General features: G+C 71.3%; 17 protein-coding genes. 12 read left to right on the top strand and 5 right to left on the bottom strand.

Annotated elements, in window-relative coordinates:
* The first annotated feature begins 487 nt into the window (after positions 1 to 487).
* From J2X68_RS15920 to J2X68_RS15890, 7 genes are all read left to right on the top strand, one after another.
* Positions 488 to 2,002: a NaeI family type II restriction endonuclease gene (locus J2X68_RS15920; RefSeq protein ID WP_310433196.1), complete on the top strand. Its 1,515-nt coding sequence runs from the start codon at positions 488 to 490 to the stop codon at positions 2,000 to 2,002.
* 204 nt (positions 2,003 to 2,206) lie between these two features.
* Entirely contained in the window at positions 2,207 to 2,767 is a 561-nt protein-coding gene (locus J2X68_RS15915; protein WP_310433195.1) for a hypothetical protein, read from the top strand.
* Positions 2,764 to 3,444: a hypothetical protein gene (locus J2X68_RS15910; RefSeq protein ID WP_310433194.1), complete on the top strand. Its 681-nt coding sequence runs from the start codon at positions 2,764 to 2,766 to the stop codon at positions 3,442 to 3,444. Before J2X68_RS15915 ends, J2X68_RS15910 begins: the two co-directional genes overlap by 4 nt.
* Positions 3,445 to 4,132: 688 nt before the next feature.
* Positions 4,133 to 4,510 carry a hypothetical protein gene (locus J2X68_RS15905; protein WP_310433193.1) on the top strand — a complete coding sequence of 126 codons (378 nt, stop codon included), beginning with the start codon at positions 4,133 to 4,135 and terminating at the stop codon, positions 4,508 to 4,510.
* A 720-nt stretch (positions 4,511 to 5,230) separates the two neighbouring features.
* Positions 5,231 to 5,497, top strand: a complete 267-nt coding sequence (locus tag J2X68_RS15900; protein WP_310433192.1) for a hypothetical protein — start codon at positions 5,231 to 5,233, stop codon at positions 5,495 to 5,497.
* A 369-nt stretch (positions 5,498 to 5,866) separates the two neighbouring features.
* Positions 5,867 to 6,121, top strand: coding sequence for a hypothetical protein (locus J2X68_RS15895; protein WP_310433191.1), 255 nt, complete (start codon positions 5,867 to 5,869; stop codon positions 6,119 to 6,121).
* 321 nt (positions 6,122 to 6,442) lie between these two features.
* The gene (locus tag J2X68_RS15890; RefSeq protein WP_310433190.1) at positions 6,443 to 6,850 is read left to right on the top strand and encodes an NUDIX domain-containing protein; all 408 of its coding nucleotides are present in this window, start codon (positions 6,443 to 6,445) and stop codon (positions 6,848 to 6,850) included.
* A 350-nt stretch (positions 6,851 to 7,200) separates the two neighbouring features.
* Here J2X68_RS15890 and J2X68_RS15885 read toward each other — a convergent pair whose 3' ends face one another.
* From J2X68_RS15885 to J2X68_RS15870, 4 genes are all read right to left on the bottom strand, one after another.
* Positions 7,201 to 7,455 (bottom strand): hypothetical protein, encoded by a 255-nt coding sequence (locus J2X68_RS15885; RefSeq protein ID WP_310433189.1) that lies wholly within the window; start codon positions 7,453 to 7,455, stop codon positions 7,201 to 7,203.
* A 5-nt stretch (positions 7,456 to 7,460) separates the two neighbouring features.
* Entirely contained in the window at positions 7,461 to 8,090 is a 630-nt protein-coding gene (locus J2X68_RS15880; protein WP_310433188.1) for a DUF5994 family protein, read from the bottom strand.
* Between the two features lie 245 nt (positions 8,091 to 8,335).
* Complete coding sequence (locus J2X68_RS15875) at positions 8,336 to 8,734, bottom strand: DUF5994 family protein (protein ID WP_310433187.1); 399 nt, start codon at positions 8,732 to 8,734, stop codon at positions 8,336 to 8,338.
* Positions 8,735 to 9,039: 305 nt separating this feature from the next.
* Positions 9,040 to 9,234, bottom strand: coding sequence for a hypothetical protein (locus tag J2X68_RS15870; protein WP_310433186.1), 195 nt, complete (start codon positions 9,232 to 9,234; stop codon positions 9,040 to 9,042).
* A 369-nt stretch (positions 9,235 to 9,603) separates the two neighbouring features.
* Between J2X68_RS15870 and J2X68_RS15865 the strand changes: the two genes are divergently transcribed.
* On the top strand, positions 9,604 to 10,134 hold the full coding sequence (locus J2X68_RS15865; protein ID WP_310433185.1) for an Asp23/Gls24 family envelope stress response protein: 531 nt from the start codon (positions 9,604 to 9,606) through the stop codon (positions 10,132 to 10,134).
* Between the two features lie 220 nt (positions 10,135 to 10,354).
* Complete coding sequence (locus J2X68_RS15860; RefSeq protein ID WP_310433184.1) at positions 10,355 to 10,942, top strand: dihydrofolate reductase family protein; 588 nt, start codon at positions 10,355 to 10,357, stop codon at positions 10,940 to 10,942.
* A 235-nt stretch (positions 10,943 to 11,177) separates the two neighbouring features.
* On the opposite strand, the gene J2X68_RS15855 is transcribed toward J2X68_RS15860, so the two are convergent.
* A complete protein-coding gene (locus tag J2X68_RS15855) occupies positions 11,178 to 12,599 on the bottom strand; it encodes a DUF2252 domain-containing protein (RefSeq protein ID WP_310433183.1) in 1,422 nt (473 codons plus the stop codon).
* A gap of 320 nt (positions 12,600 to 12,919) precedes the next feature.
* On the opposite strand from J2X68_RS15855, the gene J2X68_RS15850 reads away from it, so the two are divergent.
* From J2X68_RS15850 to J2X68_RS15840, 3 genes are all read left to right on the top strand, one after another.
* Entirely contained in the window at positions 12,920 to 13,330 is a 411-nt protein-coding gene (locus J2X68_RS15850) for a hypothetical protein (RefSeq protein ID WP_310433182.1), read from the top strand.
* 168 nt (positions 13,331 to 13,498) lie between these two features.
* Positions 13,499 to 15,115 (top strand): MFS transporter, encoded by a 1,617-nt coding sequence (locus tag J2X68_RS15845; protein ID WP_310433181.1) that lies wholly within the window; start codon positions 13,499 to 13,501, stop codon positions 15,113 to 15,115.
* Positions 15,116 to 15,688: 573 nt separating this feature from the next.
* Complete coding sequence (locus tag J2X68_RS15840) at positions 15,689 to 20,095, top strand: hypothetical protein (protein ID WP_310433180.1); 4,407 nt, start codon at positions 15,689 to 15,691, stop codon at positions 20,093 to 20,095.
* The last annotated feature ends 179 nt before the right edge of the window (positions 20,096 to 20,274 follow it).

The following is a 20,274-nucleotide window of genomic DNA, read 5'->3' as shown; positions in this document are numbered from 1 at the left end:
GCACTATGCCGGGCCCCGGGAGCCGACCTGTTCCGAAGGCCCCCGGCCTGGGCGGGTTTCCGACTCGGACACCGCCCCGGAGTCGGAAGCGGCACCAGAGCCAGCGCCATGCCGCCCCCCGGAGCCCTGTGACGGCGGCGTGCCTCCACCCTGGCGCCAGGCCGAGTAGAGAACGGCCGCGGCGGAGGTGCTCGCGATGACTTGATCGGAAGGCAGATTCAAGGCGATCAGAGCAGCGGGCGTGCCGACGATGATGGCGAAGGCGAAGAGATCGGCCGTGCGCTGACGCATCGACGTCCTTTCTCACGTAGCGATTTGCGGCTGGGGTGACCACGGTGCCGGACGTCCACGACGCCCGGAAGTTCGATCTTCCGATCAGATAGATTGAATACTCTTTTGAGGAGATCGAAGGGGCGGGGGCGAGGACGTGGCGCGCCGAAGACGGGGCGGTCAGTGGTCAGAGGTGGACACGGAACTCTGCATGCCCATGCGGGAGATCGTGGGGCTGCTGCGTGATCTGGTCGACAGCAGCGGAGTCCAGCTGAAAGGGCTGCAACAGCTACTGCTGGCGCAGCACCGGGAAGGCCCGCGCCCTCCGTCGTATCAGGTGCTCTCGGACCGGCTTCGAGGCAGAGGGCTCCAGAACAACGCCTCGTTGATCTACGCGATCATCGCGGTACTCGCTCCACCAGAGCGTAAGGAAGGCATGACCGAGGAGGTCAGGCAGCACCTGGTGAACGCGCGGGCCACGCTGGCAGCCGGCAGTACACAACCATCGCAAGAGCCGACGCCCGATAGCCCGGATCCGGAACTCCTGGACGTGCTGCGAGAGAACCGCGACCTTCGCAGCAAGGTGGAACGGATCGAGCGCCGCCTGGCGCGCAAGGAGAAGCGCCTCCAAGCACTGCGCGACGAGCTGGCCGCCGCCGAGCGCCGAGCTCCGGCTCCGTCCGTCGGCCCGGCACGGGATGAACCGACCACCGTGATCCCGTCCTTTCCGGACGAGGGTGTCGCAGCGACCCGCTTGGCAGACTCCGACATCGCAGCCGCGACCAGCAGCCCTTCTGCCGCCGCCGCAGGAACTGAAAGCAGCTCTGGCTCCTCTGACGTGGCTACCGTCGCGGATGCCCTCCGCGGCATGCCGGACTTCGAGGCAACAACGGCGAACGCCCTGCGCCACGCATTCGACAGCGTGCTCGACGGACGGCGAACGGGGCGATTCGACCCGGCCACACTCGGGAAATCCGAGAAGGTCTACCTCGGCGCCAAGGTCACTCACGAGCTCACGGCGGCCTGGGGATTCCCGCCTGGCCAGGAGACCACCGACCTCCCGATAGGACGCCAGCAGGTAGTACTGAAGTTCACCACTGGTGCGACATGGACGATTACGCCCGGGGAGGTCGGGAGGGTGTGTCTGCTCGTGTCAGCCAACGACGAGCGGTCCTGCTGGAGCCTCGGACTGATCCGGATCGGACCCGGCCACCTCAGCGGAGCAGCCAACCGCGACTTCAAGCGCACGCTCTCGGCCGCAGGCCGACAGGCCGTCACCTGGCTCTTCCACAACGCGCATCTGCCGGAGAACACCCTTCTCCACCTTCCGGCGCCGCTTCGAGAGAAGATTTTCGCCACCGAAGTGAGCCGGCGCGGCAGCCAGGCCCGGGTGAACAACCTCTTCAGGCTCGCGCAAGGACGGCTACTCAACCGAACCACGATCTCCACCGTCGCCGTGACCGCAGATGGCCCGAAGCGAGTTCGAACTGCCCGGGAGACATTGCGCGGCGATGGCATCCTCGTGCTCGGCGGCGCCAGTCGACAGGCGACGATCGCCCGTAGCCTCGGCCTGCCCGTGCCGCGCGACGGTGAATGGGTCAGTCAACGGGTCACCCGCCGACGCCCCGAACATGGCGATGCACCGAGCATCGCCCTCTCCGATGAGGTGTGGACACTGGCTGGACCAGACGACCCCATCGAGGAGGCTCCGTCGCTCGCGAAACTCTGGTAGCGCTGAAGGAAACGTCGGCGAACCCGTCCTGGAAGGCGAGGGTGTCCGATTATCCGGTGGAGCTACCGCTCCGGAAGCCCGCCTGTCGCTGGAGGCACTCCGGAATCTGATCGACGGCTAACTGCGGTTCCTTCGAGCACAGCCCGGGGAAGAACCGTGAACCGACTGGCTACGTCAGACGAAGGCTACTGATACGAGGGGGACATGAACCAGTTCGAACTACGCCATGTGGAAGGGCAGCTCCGCGAAGCGCTGCAAGACACCGCCCTAAGTTGGGTGCTCGACGATGTCGACGCGGCAATCGCCGCGGGAGTACCGGAGGAGAAGATCCTCCGCCGACGCCAGCAGCGCCGCGGCGATAACCTCCCCGCCACGAGTCCGGCTGCAGCAGCGGCTCGATACGAGGTCGTTGACCGCAGCATGCTTGGCCTCGGAGAGTACGAGTCTTCACGCAAGGGAGGGACCCTGGTCATCGCCACGCGAGCCATGACAGAGGAGGAACGTGTGCAACTCCTCCTTGATGCGGTAAAGCGCGTGCTCGTCGACCTGCCTGAAATGGAACTGGAGGTGCTGAAGACGCTCCGGTCTGAGCCCGAAGGCGACGCTGGCAGCCGGAGCATGGCTGAGGGGGTCGTGTTCGAGCCAGACGAAAGCACTCGAACGCGCCGTAGCCGAACTGAGTTCCGGGGAGATCGGGTGCCGGCTGAGCGACGTACACGCGTCAGCCAGCTACTGTCCGAAGTGACGAGGGAGGTGGTCAGTTGAGCACGGTCGATGACCTAGTCAACGAGATCAAGACCCTTCTGGCTGCGGGGGCGGTGTCGTACGACTCCGCTTCGAAGCCGTCCGACGTCTACGAGGGCTTCATCTTCTCCCTGATCGTCGCCACCGCGAGTCGGCATGGTGCCACTGTCACCTACGAAGACGTCTATGGGGCGAAGGCCAGCAATCTTGTTTTCCGGACAGGGCCCGGTCACCTGTACGGCAACAGCCAGCCCTTCACCCACGCCGTGATCGAGTTCGACGGTGCCCCCGCCCTTGAAGTCCACCTCGGCGTCTATGTGACCGGCTCCTCGGGCGTCCTGCACGAGTGCGACGTGTTGGTGCTGCCAGCCGAGGAAGCCGCCCTGAGCCGAGCGCAGGGCATCGCACCACGAGGCAGTCAGAGTGTCCTCATCGTCGAGTGCAAGTACTACGTCTCCAACCTCGGCATCGGCCTCGCACGGAACTTCGAGGGGCTGCGCGCCGACATCCGCACCCAGAACGAACTCTTCGTCGCCAACACCAGATCGTCGAGCATCGTGCGGTACCTCGATGCCCGAAAGAGAGGCTTCGAGCCCGACGTGGTACCCAACTCACCGCAGGCAGGCTATCTCCAGGCCGAGATCAGGAAGACCTTCAAGAGCTACCTGAGCAAGCACGCTCCCTCAACGGTGATCTGAGCCGTCGCACGAGCGTCGCGCACACGTATTCAGCGCGTGCCGATGTGGCGGGACAGGTGGCCCCAGCGACCGTTGGCTACGGTCCCCTTGGGAGCCATCTGGGAGCCGACCCGCTCCCCGAGCCTCTTCGAGGCCACCTGTGACCACGACATCCCGACGCCCTGAACAGCGCAAACGCCGTCTACGCTGGCAAGATCACCACCCGAACCTCATTCGGGACGAAGAGGTCGTGGGTTCAAATCCCGCCACCCCGACGCTGGTCAGAGGCCCATTCACGGGATCGTGAATGGGCCTCTGTCGTGCGTACGGCAGCGGAGTGCGGCAGCCCTTGTGACTCTTGCTGACCGTCCTCGGCCTCCCGCTCTTCCGGGTCGGAAGCGCGCACCACATCCGCAGGGTGTGATCGGTCCGGCTGCCCCTTGTGGCGCGCGGGGTCCTGCCTGAGGGCGATGGCGTTCTTCGTGATCGTGCGCATCAACCAGAAGATCTTCCGTGCAGCCGGCAGGAGCATCCGCAGCGAGTAGCTGAGCTGCGTCGGCCCATCCCAAGCGTGATTGTCTTCAAGAGCCTTGAGGGGATGGGTAGTTCGTGGCAGCAGCCTACGTCTGCCCCGACTACGCTCCTGACTTGTCATGCTCGCCGCCAGTCGCGAGCAGGCTCGAACAGTTGATCTAGTTTTGGAGGTTCGATGAAGTCCGTCATCCGGAAGGTCGCAAGCTTCGCAGGGGTGAGCGTGGCCGTCGCGGCCATCTCCGTGACCGGCGCGTCCGCAGCCCATGCGGAGGCCCCCACCCACGGCTGTCCGTACCCCTACGTCTGCTTCTACGTGGACAACAACGCCCTGCTCGCGGGCACGCCGATCTCGAAGTACAAGGACGTCACCAGTACCTACCAGGCCGTCACGCCCCGGCCGCACTACGGCGTCATGAACACCCGGAACGACGACGTGGTGTATCTGCGGCTCCAGGACGGCACCTCGATCTGCCTTTCTCCGAACAGCTCGACCGTGTTTGCCAACGCCTACAGTGTCACCGGAATAAAGATCTCCAGCAGGTCCACCTGCTGAATTCGCTGGAAAGGCCGGCAGGCGCGCCGGATCGCGCCCGCTGGCCGGACGACGGGCACGGGTGCGTCGTTCTCGCGATGTCACCGGGGTGGGGCACGCGGTGTCTGGAGTGGGGCAAGTGGGCGGGGTTGCGGGCGCGGTGGCGAAGACCTGCGGCGATGTCGGGTGCGGCCGACGAGTGGGAGTGCACCGATGGCCAGGCGCCTCAGGGCGGCCATCGCCCGGGACGGGGCGCCGGTTCTCACGCGGGAGGCAACCTTCTCCATGGTTGAGGTCTCTGGCGTGACGGAGATCCGGGGTACTGCGCCGACCCTGGGATCCTCACTGCACCACCCATATCAGTGGCGCCAGCCGATCTCTGTTCCGGCCGTGGACCATCGGTGGGCTCGGCCCGCCCGATCCGGCGCACTCAGGGCGGTGACCTGCCGTGACCTGCCGCGTTGCCCGACTGCCAACAGGCCTCCCGAGCCGTGTGCCCGGGTTCGTCCCGACACCAGCGCAAACGCTGAGGGCGGGGTCTTCGCGTATGTGCAGGCGTGTCCGGCTCGAGGCGGCGCACGTCGGGGTCTGTGGACCGGGCGGGGCGGGATGTTGGAACATGACCGCAGGTGAACCCAGAAAACAAGGTGGCTGCTACGCCAAGCCAGGAGCGAGGCCGGCCACCGGTTGTCGTCCCCGTGGCCGGGCCGTGGAGCCCGATGTGGCAGGGAGAGGTCGGACATGGGGATGTTCCAGAATTGGGCGCGCAAGCGCATGACTCAAGGCGCTCTCGCGGCACGGGAACGGGGTGACACCACCTACGTTCACCGACTGGCCAGTTCGGATCAGCGGATTCAGAACCGCTACACCTCGGTGATCGAATCGGAGGGCTGGCAACTGGCCGGGGTCCATGAAGATTCCTCACGCCCTGAGGAGCGCTGGGTGATGACCTTCAAGCGCGCAGGTGAAGCTGGCGGGACGGCTACCCGATCGGCCGAGCGCGCCTAGCCAGGCGGATGCCGCTCCCCCACCCGGCCCGGCTCGAACGGGCTGGTCCCCTCCACAACGGGCCGGCACGGGGGGAAGCAGTCACCGACCGACGCGGGTCGCGTCGATCGTAGGCCCGATGCTGATCAGGCTGTGTCGCCCCCGGGCGTTCACGCGGCGGTGTCTCTCCGTCGACGTTCCTGAGTGCCCGGCGGGCAGCACTGCGGGTGTTGGCTGCGGCTGGCGGAGCGCGCGCCGGGGAGGGGATGAGCGTCCGGGACAGGTGGCGGTATGCGGGGGCTCGGCGAGGCACCCACTTGGGTCAGGCTGACGTGCACGGTGGCTGCCGGGCCGTAAGGCTGGAGCAACGTCGCACGGCTAGGGAGCAACATGCCTCACGAACAGTGCCAGGCAGCTAAAGCCAAACTCGAGCACGCGAAGCAGCGGAAGAAGGGCCTGCAGAGAGACCTGACGGAAGACGAGGCGAAGCTCGCCCACTTGAAGGCGCAGTCGCCTCCGGACACGGCGGCGATCGAGGCCCAGGAGCGCATGGTCGAAATCGACCGGAGAGTGCTGGGAGCGGCCGAAGTGGAAGTCACCGGCTTCGAGGAGCTGGTTCACGCCCTCTGTGATGACCTCCCGTAGTCAGGTAGTTCCGCAGTCACTTGTCCATGCCGCGCAGGGCGGCTTGAGTTCCTCTGCCGCAGCGGCCGGGGAGGGACCGGATCGTCAGCGGTCGCCCATCGCCCTGGCCCCGGTACGGCGGCGGTCGTCGGGGTCTTTTTCATGCCTCTGTTCACGGACGCCGGGTGTCGCCGGTCAGTGATCGGCCAGGAGTGGAGCTCCTGCTGTTCGGAGGCCGCACCGATCGTGCTCGTCGCTGGTCAGGCAGGGATGGGGCGGAGTGAGCATCCGGCCGCGTGACTTCACCGGCGTCGACGGTGTTCTCCGGTACGGTCGCTGGCCATGGTGAGTGGCGGCGGCGTGCCGGAGAAGGTGGCGTGGGTCCTCGTCCGGGACGAACGGGTGCTGGTGACGCGCAGTCATGGCAGGGATCGCTTCTACCTCCCGGGCGGTCATCGGGAGCCGGGCGAGTCCGACGGCGAGACGCTGGTCCGGGAGATCGACGAGGAACTGCGGGCGACGATCGACCCCGGTTCCATGGTGCGCTTCGGCACGTTCGAGATCGGCGAGGGCCATCCGGATCACGATCCCTTCCGCATGATCTGCTACACCGCCGATCACCGCGGTGAGCTGATCCCGTCGAGGGAGATCGCCGAGAAGGCGTGGTTCCGCCACGCCGATCGGGACCGGGTCTCGGCCGTGGACGAGCTGGTCTTCGACGCGCTTCACGAGGCCGGGCGGCTCCCCTGATCCTCGGGGTCCCGGTGCGGCCGTGGGTCGGCGGGTCTCGCGGCTCGGCGGGGGTGTGTCCGGGCGTCGGTCGAGGGAGCCGATGAGGAGTGGCATCACCTGGATCTCCTCGTTCGGGGTGTGCGCGGCACGTCGGCGGCGGCTCACGGCGAGGCTGCGGCTGGGGACTGACCGCCCCGCAGACTCACGGCGAGGCTGCGGCTGGGGACTGACCGCCCCGCAGACTCACGGCGAGGCTGCGGCTGGGGACTGACCGCCCCGCGTCACCGGCGACACGAGACGGCGGGGCGGGGCGGGGAGAGGGCTCGGCGGGGCAGGACAGGACGGGGCGGGCTCGACGGCCTGACGGCCTATCCGTCCGGAGTGTCTCGTCGCGTCGGTCTCGTCCGGCCGTCGGGGACGCTCGGCTCCGGCCGGCCGCGAGTCTTCCGCGGCGTCGCCGGAGACCGGACCCGTGCCGGTGCCGGGCCCGCGACGGGCGATCCGGAGCGGGCGTAGTGGAAGGCGGCGGCACGGTCCTCGTGCAGCGCGTTGAGCCGGTGGATGAGCAGCACCCCGACGGCGATCATCGCGAGGATCGCGACCACGGTGAGGAACGTCTCCACGGCCCTCACCTCGCCGTCGGCTGATGCGGCAGCGGGCCGGTGACGTCCGGGATCCGTGGACCCGCGGCCCCGGCGCCGGCCGCGTGTCCGACGTCGGATTCCCCGGCCGCAGGTCCCCCTTCGGATTCCCGGACCGCCTCCACGGCCGCGCCGCTCTCGGACGAGGTCCGCAGACGCGCCGCCTCTTCGATCAGGCGGCTCGCGGTCGACGTGCCCAGGGGGTCGCTCGCGGCGGACATCAGCCAGGCGGCCGAGGCGGGATCCGTCCGTGGCGGGACCACGAGGAGGTTCCAGCGGCCCACGCGGTAGGAGAGCAGCAGCAGTTCGTGCGGGTCCTGCTCGGTCAGGAACCAGCCCACCTTCACCACGTGCCCGGCGACGGGCACCTTGCGCGGGACGACCGGCCAGTGGGTGGGGTTCACCGTGACCCGGGTGATCCGCCCCCACCGTGGCTCCAACGCGGCTGCCAGGGAGGGGAGTTCGGCCGCCAGGTCGCGGGAACGGGGCCACCAGGCGCCGTCCAGCAGCGCCGGGACGGGACCGGCGGGAGCAAGCGACAGACGGAGCGGGGACGAGGAGCTCCGGTCTTCGACTTCCGGTGTCGGTGTCGGCGAGGGGAAAACGGTCGCGGTCATGAAAGCCGACCCTGCCCCGGGCCGGTGGTGACCGGCCCGGCATATTGAATCGCCGAAAACGACACGAGCGTGAAAGCCGGTGCGCGAAGAATCCTCGGTACCTCCAGGCTACTCCTCGGCGGGACCGGCGGACCGGGCCCATCGGCTGAACAGCCCGCGCGGCTGAACCGGCACGCGCACGTCGGGCGTTGTCAGGAGGGGGTGCCCGTCGGGCGTTGTCAGGAGGGGGTGCCCGTCGGGCGTGGTCAGGAAGGGGTGTCCGCCGCGGCGGTCATGAACGACAGGGCGGCCTCCTCGGTGGTGTCCGGAGGGACGACCAGCAGATCCCAGCGCCCTTGGCCGGGCGCGAGCAGGACGACGGTGTCCGGGGCGGTCGCCGCCACGGTTCTGCGCAGTCGTACGACCTGATTGCAGACGAGCGTCCGGCCGGGCGTCGCGGACCACTTCGCCCCGCTGACGGTGACGCTGGTGATGTGACCCCACTCGGGCGGCAGTCCGCCGAGGAGACGGGGCAGCTCCGTGAGCAGGTCGTAGGAGCGGGGCCACCAGGCGCCGTCGATGGGCCGAGGCATGGTGCCGCGGGGCGCCAGGCTCAGGCGGAGGAGGGGCTGGGACGGAAGCGGGGGCTCGAGTGCGGTGGTCATGTCTGCTCCTGTCGGCCGCCGTGCGGCGGTCGGATCAGTGGCCGGTGGCCGGTGGCCGGTGGCCGCGGGCGGTGGTCTGTGGGCGGCGAGTCGACGGTCGGTGACCGGCCGTCGGCGGCCGGTCGTCGGCGGTCGCCCGCTCTGCGCGAGTGACCGGGGCCGGTGGCCGGGGGCAGGGCGCGCGGATCCGGGGCTCGCCGGGCGCATGACGGCCGCCGGGACGGCCAGGCCGGGCAGTCCGGACAGGCGCACGTGCCGCGGGGACGGAGGTGTGCCGCGGAGGCGGCTGTGCCGAGGGACGGCGGTCAGCGGGTCCTGCCGTCCGCGTCCGGCCTGGCGCGCGAGCCGCCGTCTTCGCGCCCCGCGGGGGATCCCCCGGATTCCTCGCAGGCGAAGAACCAGCGGAGCGCGTCGGCGACCTGACGGGCGACCGCCGGGTACGACGACACCGTCGGCGCGGCCGGGGCACGAGCGGAGAGGTGAGCGGCTTCGGCGGCCATAGGGCGGAACCTGCCTCGAGCGCGAAGCACCCGGTGTGGTCGAACCAGGAGGACGAGACCGGCCTGAACGCCGGTGTGCGAAGGATCCTCGCCCTCCAAACTACTCCCCCCGCGTCCCGGAGCGGCGGGGATCGAGGCGGTTGCCCGGCGCAGGCCCGCGCCGACGGCGGGAGGGCCGGGCCGGGAGCCGGGAGCCGGGAGCCGGGAGCCGGGAGCCGGGGGCCGGAACCGGATCGGCGGAACCGCATCGGCGGAACCGGCAGATCGCCCACATCGGCCTCTTCGATCATGCCGGGATCGTTCGCGGCTCGAGAGGTGCGGGTACTCGGGGGCCGCACGGATCATCGAACAGGGGTCGAGGCGATCGTCATGACCGACAACACCACCAGCACCACCAGCACCACCAGCACCACCGGCAGCACCGGCAGCACCGGCTCGGGCGACCGGCCCGGTGCGGGCGTGAGCACGCTGAAGGGCCGCACCGGAGCGGGGGCCCCGGCGGAGACCCGGGGCAGGACGTCCATCGCGGACGGCGTGGTGGCCAAGATCGCGGGCATGGCCGCCCGCGAGGTGCCAGGCGTCCACAGTCTCGGCGGGGGTGTGTCCCGCGCCTTCGGCGCCATGCGCGAACGGGTCCCCGGTGGCGGCGGCAGTGGCGTCTCGCGAGGGGTGAAGGTCGAGGTCGGCGAGCGTCAGGCGGCCGTCGACCTGAACCTCGCCGTCGAGTACGGCGTCTCGATCGTCGACGTGACGGGTGACGTGCGCTCCAACGTCATCGGCGCGGTGGAGCGGATGACGGGTCTGGAGGTCGTCGAGGTCAACATCGCCGTCGACGACGTCCACCTCCCCGACGAAGAGGAGGAAGAGGAGCCCGGAGCGGGCGAGAACCGTGTGAGGTGACAGGTCCACCCGGGTGGACCTGGTGCGACGGGTGACTCGGCCGTCGGCCGGGTGATCCCGGGACTCCCGCAGCAGGACCGGCGTTTCGCCGCCCGCTCGGCCGGGCTCTCGGCGCAGGGTGGACGTCGCCGTCCCGCCGCGGCACGGTCGGAGTCGGACGTGCGCGGGCGAGGGGCCGCGGTGGCGGGTCGCCGTGCCGGTGGAGCGAAGGAGGCCCGGGGTGGGCAAGGTCGTGCTGGACGTATCGGTGTCCCTGGACGGGTTCACGGCGGGACCCGACGTCCGTCCGGAGGAACCCATGGGGGACGGCGGCGAACGGCTGCACGAGTGGATGGCCGGGGAGGGGCCGTACGGCGCGGTCGACGCGGGCGTCCGCGAGGAGGTGGACGCGCGGGTGGGGGCCGTCGTCCTCGGACGGCGCACCTTCGACCTCGGTCTGGGCCTGTGGGGCGGCACGCCGTGGCCCGGCGTCCCCAGCTTCGTGGTCACCCACCGGACGAGGGAGGACCTCCGCGGCGACAACGGCGGGACGTTCGCGTTCGACGGGCTGACGGCAGCGGCCCGTCGGGCGAAGGAAGCGGCGGGGGACAAGGACGTCCTGGTCCTGGGGGCGGACGTCGCCCGGCAGCTGCTCGGGGCGGGGCTGCTCGACGAGGTGTCCCTCCATCTCGTGCCCCTGCTGCTGGGGCGGGGCACGCCGCTGTTCGCCGGGGAGCGGGCCGAACTGGTCCCGCAGGGCGCACCCCTGGCGGGATCCGTGACCCACCTCCGCTACCGGGTAGTCCGACGGCGGTCCTCTGCCGTCTGACGGCACCGTCCGACGGCGGTCCTGGTCCTCTGTCACCCGCGGTCCTCGGTCGTCCGGCTGCGGTCCTCGGGCCGCCGGCTGCGGTCCTCGGTCGCCTGCCTGTCGGTCGCCTGTCGGCCGCGGTCATCTGTAGGCCGCGGTCATCCGTCGTCCGCGGTCATCCGTCGGCCGCGGTCATCCGTCGGCCGCGGTCATCCGTCGGCCGCGGTCCCCGGTCGGTGCCGTACGTCCGTCCTCAGGCCTCCTCGGCGGGCAGTCGGCCCTCCTTGATGGCGGTGACGAGGGCCTCGTGGTCGCGCTCGTTCTGGTTGGCGTACTGCTCGGCGAACGTCACCAGCGCCCGGTCGAAGCTGTCGCCGCCGCCCAGATAGGCGGCGATGGCGATCCGGTCGCCGGATCTCGCGTGGGCCCGGGCGAGCGTCGCGCCGCACAGCGCGCCGAAGGTGCGCATGCCGCGGGGCACCATGTCCTCGGCCACGGGGACCCACTTCCAGTCCCGCAACTGCCGTACGTAGAAGTCCCGTCGTCGGCCGTCGATGCCCTCGACGCGCTCCCAGCCCAGGAAGATGTCGCTGGTGGCCTGCATCAGCCGTTGCCCTGCCACCACCCGCTCGCCCTGCGTCCGGTACGCGCTCGCCCCGGCGAAGGGCGCGAGCACCGACTCGTCGGCCTCCTTGGCCTGGAGGAAGAGGGGATCCTCGTCGTCCTTGCCGAGCAGCAGCACGATCCAGCAGCGGGTGCCCACGCTGCCGACGCCGACGACCTTGCGGGCCATGTCGGCCACCCGGTACTGCTCCAGCAGGTACCGCCGGTCCGACTGGATGGACTGGCCGTAGTGCTCGATCAGTCGGCTCAGGACCTTCTCCACGTCACCACCGCGCGCCTCACCGGCCAGCAGGTCGTCGAGCCGGGTGACGAGCGGCGGGTCGGGGGCGATGAGCCGTCTGCCGTCGACGACGTGGGTGAGCTTGTCGAAGACCTGGAGGGTGTCGCGCGAGAGCGCTTTGGTCACGGCCTGCGCCCACCGCTCGCGGCCCCGCGCGGAGAGGTCCGCCCCGAACCGGTTCCGTACCCAGTCGACGTCGAACTGGGCGTACCAGACGGCGAGGTTGCCGAGTTCGGCGAAGGACCGCATGCTCTCGCGGTACGACCGCACGGTGGCCCGGACGATCCTCGACCGCTCCTTGGTGCTGAAGCCGTTCGCCCGGCCGGCGATGACGAGGCTGGCGGCCAGGCGCTTGACGTCCCACTCCCAGGGGCCCGGCAGCGTCTCGTCGAAGTCGTTGATGTCGAACATGAGGCGCCGCTCGGGTGAGGCCAGCAGCCGGAAGTTCAGCATGTGGGCGTCGCCGCACAGTTGGGTGCGCAGGCCGGTCTTCGGGGTGTTCGCGAGATCGGACGCCATGATGGCGGCGGCCCCCCGGTAGAACCGGAACGGCGACTCGGACATCCGGCTGTAGCGGATCGGCACCAGGGCGGGCAGCCGGGTCGCGGACTGCTTCTCGATGATCTTCAGCGGGTCGGGCCGTCCCGGTCCGGGCGCGAACTCGGCGTGGCTGGCGCGGGGCGCCTTCGCCCGCGCGGCCTTGCCCAGCGCGGCCCGCTCCTGCGGGGTGCGGTGCCGCACGTCGTGTCCGTCCAGCTGGTTGTCGGTCATGGCTGCGGCTCCGTGGGGTGGTCTCGCCGGACGCCCGGGCGCCGACGATGGTCATGGCCATGGCGGGGGTGCAGGGGTACGGCTCCCTTCGGCCCGATCACGAGCGGTCCGGTGCCCGGCCTCCTCGGGGGCCGGGGCGGCGCCGGCCGGTGCGAGCGCCCGGAGGCCCGCCGCATCGCCGGTGTGTCCGCTTCCAGACCACCAGGGAACCGCGCCGCGAACTTCACCCGCCTCGGGTGATCTCGGGGGCCGGGCCGCACCGCACGCTCGGAGAGGCAGTACCGCACGTCGCACATCACCGACCAAGTGAGGAATCCGCCATGACCACGAGCACGGTGCACCACAGGTCGTCCACGTCCGGGGCAGCCGCCGGCGGGCTGGTGACGTTCGCCGGCGTCATGCTGTTCATCGCCGGTGTCCTCGATCTGTTCCGGGGCATCATGGCCATCGCCAACGACGACATCTACGTCTCGACGCCCAACTACGTCTTCAAGTTCGACCTGACGAGCTGGGGCTGGATCCAGCTGGTCCTCGGAGTGATCGCCATCGGCGTGAGCCTCGGACTGTTCTCGCGTGCGACATGGGCGCGGGTCGTCGCCGTCGGCATCGCGGGACTGCTGATCATCGCCAACTTCCTGTCGATCCCGTACTACCCCGTCTGGTCCCTCACCCTGATCGCGCTGTACGCCTTCGTGATCTGGGCCCTGTGCACGGTCCCGCGGGAGCGCTGAGGCGCGAGCGCACGCGCCGCGGCCGGCCCCGTACGGCGGCTCCCCTCGGCGGGTCGCGGCGCGCCACCGTGCGGCCGTCCCCGCCGGGGCTCCCGGCGAGCCACCACCCGGCTGACCCCGCTGGCGGGTCGCGGACGCGTTCCGCGTGACCACGGCGAGAATGCGGCCATGACCCCCACAGCGGATACGAACGAGGGTTCGACAACGGGGCGGATCGTCCTGCTGACACTCGCGGCGGGCCAGTTCCTGATGGCGCTCGACAGCTCCGTCATGAACGTGTCGATCGCCACCGTGGCCGAGGACGTGGACTCGACCGTCACGGGGATCCAGGGCGCGATCACGGCCTACACGCTCGTGATGGCGATGCTCATGATCCCCGGTGGCAAGGTCGGGGCGCTGATCGGCCGCAAGCGGGCGTTCATGATCGGCTGCTGTGTCTACGGATGCGGGTCGCTGACCACGTCGCTCGCCCCGAACCTGCCGGTGCTGCTGGTCGGCTGGGCGCTCCTGGAGGGGATCGGGGCCGCGCTGATCCTGCCCGCGATCGTGGCGCTCGTCGCCGGCAACTTCACCGTGGAACGCCGCCCCGCCGCCTACGGCCTCGTCGCCGCCGCCGGAGCGGTGGCCATCGCGGTGGGGCCGCTCGTCGGGGGCGTGGCCACGACGTACTTCTCCTGGCGCTGGGTGTTCGCCGGGGAAGTGGTTCTCGTGCTCGGCATCCTGCTGCTGGCCCGGCGGGTCGCCGACGCGGTGCCCGACCGGCGTCCGCGCATCGACCTCGTCGGGGCCGTGCTCTCCGCCCTGGGGCTCGGGATCTTCGTGTTCGGCGTCCTGCGCTCGTCCCAGTGGGGCTGGTTCCGGCCGAAGCCCGACGCGCCTTCCTGGTGGGGCGTCTCGCCGGTCGTCTGGCTGATGCTCGCGGGCCTGCTCCTCATCTGGCTCTTCCTCCGCTGGGAGACCCGGCTCGTCGGCCGCGGCCGGGAGCCGCTCGTGGACCCGGCCCTGCTGGGGAACAAGCAGCTCACCGGCGGTCTGACGATGTTCTTCTTCCAGTACCTCGTGCAGATGGGCGTGTTCTTCGTCGTACCGCTCTATCTGTCGGTCGCGCTCGGCCTGTCGGCGCTCAAGACCGGCGCGCGCATCCTGCCGCTCTCGCTGACCCTCCTGGCCGCGGCGATTCTGATCCCGCGGCTCCTCCCGGACGTCTCACCGCGCCGGGTCGTGCGGTTCGGGATCCTCTCCATGTTCGCGGGGGCGGTGATCCTGATGGTCGCGCTCGACGCGGACGCGGGCGCGGAGGTCGTCACGATCCCGCTGCTGCTGATCGGCCTCGGCATGGGCGCGCTGGCCTCCCAGCTCGGCTCGGTCACCGTCTCCGCGGTGCCGGACGAGCAGAGCGCGGAGGTCGGCGGCGTCCAGAACTCCGTCACCAACCTGGGCGCCTCGATCGGCACGGCGCTCGCCGGGTCCCTGCTGATCGCCACGCTGACCACGTCGTTCCTGACCAGCATCGAGCAGAACCCGGCGGTCCCGGACTCGGTCAAGACCCAGGCGAACGTGCAGCTCCAGAGTGGGGCGCCCTTCCTGTCGGACGCCCAGCTCAAGACCGCCCTGGAGGACGCCGACGCGAGCCCGGCCGTGACCGACGCCGCGCTCGACGCGAACACCGAGGCACGACTCGACGGTCTGAAGGCCGCCCTCGCCGTCCTGGCGCTCGCCGCCCTCCTCGCCCTGTTCTTCACCCAGCGGATCCCGACGACCCAGCCGGGCTCGGCCAAGCCGTAGCGGAGGCTTGCGTCGTCCACCCGCCGCCCGCCCGTCGTCCACCGCCCCCGGGCCCGGGCCGGCGGGGCGTGGAGCCGGGGGCCGAGGCACGGGGGGCCGGGGGCGTGGGTCGGAGGCCGGAGGTCCGGGGCGTGGGTCGGAGGCCGGAGGTCCGAAGAGTGGGTCGGGAGCCGGAGGTCCGGGGCGTGGGTCGGAGGCCGGAGGTCCGGGGCGTGGGTCGGGAGCCGGAGGCCCGAAGAGTGGGTCGGGATCGAGTCGGCGGCGGGGGCGATGCCGTCGCCCGCGACCGTACGCGAAGCTCGTCACACGCCGCACCGTTGGCCACCGGTCCCTCCCCTCGTGCGGACCGGTGACGAACGGTGCGGGCGGAGTCGACCACGCCATGACGGCGCGGTTCGCGCGCCGGGCGCGCGGTCGCCCGCGTTACGCCCGGTTGATGCGCTTCTGCCTCCGGATCCTGCCAGCTGCGGCCCGAACCGAGGAGGATCCGATGTCCGGTCAGCCACTTAACCGCAGGTCAGCCATATAAAGTGGTTTTTCCGGTCCGGATTGCAGGTGCGGGGGAAGTTAGGGGTGGAGGCCTTGAGTTCCGACTCGGGCGCACGCACAGCCTTCGCGGAACGACTCGCGCTGCTGTACAAGGAGGCCGGCAACCCTCCGCTCAAGCGCGTGTCCGAGACGGTCGCCCGGCTCCAGCGGGTGGACGAGCGGGGACGGCCCGTAAGGGTGTCCACCCAGCGGATCAGCGACTGGCGACGGGCCAAGAACGTCCCCGCCCAGTTCGCCGCCCTCGCCGCGGTGCTGCACGTCCTGATACCCGAGGCGCGGCGGGCGCGACCCGCACCGGTGTCCACCGGGCTGTACGACCTCGGCCAGTGGCAGCGGCTGTGGGAGCGGGCGGTGGCCGACCCGGTCGTCGGCGATGTCCCCGTCGCCCCGGGGACGGAGGAGGAGGGCGAGCGGCCGGCGGCCGAGGCTCAGGGTGTCCCCGGCGGGGTGTGCCCCTACCGCGGACTCGCCTCGTACCGTGAACAGGACGCCCGCTGGTTCTTCGGCCGGGAGCGCAGCACGGACGCCCTCGTCGCCCAGCTCCGCGCGGCGGAACGGACGGGCGGCCTGGTCATGCTGGTCGGCGCCTCCGGGGCGGGCAAGTCCTCGCTGCTCAGCGCCGGTCTCGTGCCCGCCCTCCAGAACGGCGCGGCGGCCGGCCGCAACGGGGGCGCCCGGGCGGCGAGGGCCGGGAGCCCCGCGCAGGTCCTCCAGCTGGTGCCGGGCGCCGATCCGCTCGCCGAGCTGACCAGCCGCATCCCCGAGCTGTCCCCGCTCATCGCCTCGGCCTCGGCCTCGGCCACGGCCACGACGTCGACCTCGACCGCCGCCGCCACTACCCCTGCCACCACGCCTGCCGTCACGGCGACGGCCGTCTACGGGAAACCCGGCACCCCCCGCTTCGCGCGGGCCGTACGGGAGGCCGTCACCGCCTGGGCCCAGCGCGACGCGGCCGCCACCCGCACTGGCCCCACCAGCCCCTTCGACCCCACCAGCCCCACAGGCACCCCAGTCCCCTCCGGCCCCACCAGCCCCACAGGCACCCCGGTCCCCACAGGCACCCCAGCCCCCTCCGGCACCTCCCACCCCACAGGCGCCTCCCACCCTTCCGGCCCTTCCGGCCCTTCCGGCGCCTCCGGGTTCCCCGACCGGCCGGTCATCATCGTCGACCAGTTCGAGGAGGCCTTCACCCTCTGCCCCGACGAGGCGAGCCGGCGCCTCTTCATCCAGCTCCTGCACGACGCCTGCAGCCCCGCCGACACCGGCACGGGGCGCACACCGTTACCGCCCCCCGTCCTCGTCGTGCTCGGCGTCCGTGCCGACTTCTACGAGGAGTGCCTCAGCCACCCCGAGCTTTCCGACGCGCTCCAGCACCGGCACATGGTGCTGGGGCCGTTGTCCACTTCGGAGCTGCGCGAGGCGGTGACCGGCCCGGCCAGGGCCGTGGGGCTGGAGCTCGAACCGGGGCTGGCCGAGCTGATCATCCGCGAGGTGACCGTCGACGGTCCGCGTGGAGCGCACGCGGGCGCGCTTCCCCTGCTCTCCCACGCCCTGCTCGCCACCTGGCAGCGCCGGAAGGCGGGACGGCTGACGCTGGCGGGCTACCGCGCGGCCGGCGGTATCCAGGGCGCGGTGGCGGCGACCGCCGAGCGGGCCTGGTCCGGGCTCGACCCTGCGGCGCGCACCGCGGCCCGGCTGCTCCTGATGCGGCTGGTCCGGCTCGGCGAGGACACCCAGGCCACCCGGCGCCGGGGCACACGCCGGCAACTGGCGGAGGAGTCGGCCGACCCCGGCAAGACGGAGGAGTCGCTGGAGGCCCTGGTGCGCGCCCGGCTCGTGACCCTCGACGCGGAGACCGTCGAGATCACCCACGAGGCGCTGCTGCACGCCTGGCCGCGGCTGCGCGACTGGATCGACGAGGACCGCAGCGACCATCTGCTGCGTCAGCGGCTGGAGGAGGACGGCCGGGCCTGGGACAGCTCGAACCGCGACGCGGCCCTGCTCTACCGGGGTTCCCGGCTGGAGCAGGCCCGCAGCTGGGCCAAGTCCGCCGGCGACACCTTCCTGACCCGCAGCGCCGTGGAGTTCCTGGCCGCGTCGGTCAGGCTGCGCAGGCGCATCGTCTGGATCAGCCGGGGCGCGGTGTCGGCGCTGGTGGTGCTGGCGATCGTCGCCGTCGGCGCGGCCGTGGTCGCCTGGCAGCAGCGCAACGACGCCGTGTTCGAGCAGGTGGTCGCGGAGGCCGACCGCGTCCAGTACACGGATCCGTCGCTGTCCGCGCAGCTCGACCTGGTGGCGCACGACCTGCGGCCGGGCGACGCGGGCTCCAACAACCGCCTGATCTCGATCGTGAACGCGCCGCTGGCCACGCCGCTCCTCGGCCACACCGGCGCCGTCTACCTGACCTCGTTCAGCCCGGACGGCAAGGTGCTGGCCACCGCCAGCTACGACCGGACCGTCCGGCTCTGGGACGTCCGCGACCGGTCCCGTCCCAAGCCGCTGGGCAAGCCCCTCACCGGCCACCGCAGCTGGGTGAGCAGCGCGGTGTTCAGCCCGGACGGCCGCACCCTCGCCAGCGCGGGCGACGACGGCACCGTCCGGCTGTGGGACGTCCGGGATCCCGCGCACCCACGCCCGCTGGGCAAGCCCCTGACCGGGCACACGGGCACGATCTACCTGCTGGCCTTCAGCCCGGACGGGCGGACCCTCGCCTCCGCGGGCGAGGACCACACGGTGCGGCTGTGGGACATGGGGCTGCCTTCCGCGCGAGCGCAGGGGAACGCGGGGAACACGGGGACCGCCGGAAGCGCGGCGAGCGCCGGGCCGGGGCAGGTGCGGCCCACCGCGATCGGCGCGCTGACCGGCCACACCGCCGCCGTGCGCTCCGTGGCGTTCAGCCCGGACGGCCGGACCCTCGCGGCCGGCGGCGACGACAACACGATCCGGCTGTGGGACACGGCCGACCCGCGCCGGGCGCGGCGGATCGACCGGGTCCTGACCGGCCACACCGACACCGTGCACTCGCTGGACTTCAGCCCCGACGGGGACACCCTCGCCAGCGGCAGCACGGACGACACGATCCGGCTGTGGGACGTGACCGACCCCGGCCGGGCGACCCAGCTCGGCCCCCCGCTGACCGGGCACACCGGTCCTGTCTGGTCGGTGGCGTTCAACCCCGCCGGGACCATGCTGGCCGCCGGCAGCGCGGACAGCACGGCCACCCTGTGGAACGTGAGCGACCCGGCGTACCCCTCGCAGGTCGGCGAGCCGCTCGCCGGGGGCAGCGGCGAGATGTACGCCCTCGGCTTCAGCCCGGACGGGCGGACCCTCGCCACCGGCAACGGCGACAGCAAGGTCCGGCTCTGGTCGATCCCGACGGCGGACATGATCGGCCGCAGCGGCGCCTTCCGGCCGGACGGACGGGTGCTGGCCACGGCCGCCCGCGACGGCAGGGTCCGGCTGTGGAACGTGGCGGACCCCGACCGTCCGGTGACGCTGGGCGCGCCCTTCATGCCCGACGACGGCAGCGAGCGCACGCTCGCGTTCTCGCCCGACGGGCGCACGCTCGCGGTGCTGACGGCCAACCGGGCGGTGTACCTGTGGAACGTCACCGACCCGGCCCGGCCGGTCTCTGCGGGGCCGCCCGTCCAGCTGCGCACCCGGTTCCTGGGCCCCGACGCGCTCGCCTTCGCGCCGGACGGACGCACGCTGGCGACCGCGTACGACGACCGCACCATCCAGCTGTGGGACGTCGGCGACCCCGCCCACACCACCGCGCTCGGCTCTCCGCTCACCGGGCACAAGGGGTTCGTCAACGCCCTCGCGTTCAGCCCGGACGGCCGCACCCTCGCCAGCGGCAGCGCGGACCACACCGTACGGCTGTGGAACGTCACCGACCCCCGGCACACCACGCCCGTCGGCAAGCCCCTCACCGGGCACGTCGGCCCGGTCAACGCGCTCGTCTACAGCCCGGACGGCCGCACGCTGGCCAGCGGCAGCGACGACGACACGGTCCGGCTGTGGAACGTCACCGACCCGGCGCAGGCGTCCCGGCGCGGCTCGCCCCTGACCGGCCACACCGAGGCCGTGGTGTCGCTGACCTTCAGCCAGGACGGCGAGACCCTCGCCAGCGGCGGCAACGACAACACGATCCGCCTGTGGAACGTCACCGACCCGGCCGGGGCCTCCCCCATCGGGCAGTCGATGAGCCCCAACGCCAAGACCGGCAACTTCCTGTCCTTCAGCCCCAACAGCCACATGCTCGGCGTCTCCAGCGGGGCCGACACCGTACGGCTGTGGAATCTGGACGTCGACCAGGCGATCACCCGTATCTGCGCGACCACGCGAGGCGTGCTGACGGCCGAGAAATGGCACGAGTACCTGCCCCGGCTCTCCTATGAGCCTCCGTGCGAGGACCGACCGGGAGAGTGATCCCGATCACAACGGCAGGGCAGCTGAGAAGTCGGCTCCCGCCGGCACGGCAGCCTTGTTAGCCTTGGCCATAGCCCGGTCGCTGGTGCATCCCCCGTCGCCAGCGACCGGGCCTTTTCCTGCCCCTTTCGGGATCTCGCCGCCGCTTTCCCGCCTTTTCCCTCCCCTTTCCCGCATGG

The sequence above is a fragment of the Streptomyces sp. 3330 genome (genome assembly GCF_031456635.1).
In the GTDB taxonomy this organism is placed as follows: Bacteria; Actinomycetota; Actinomycetes; order Streptomycetales; family Streptomycetaceae; genus Streptomyces.
This window is presented reverse-complemented; position numbering and strand designations above follow the sequence as displayed.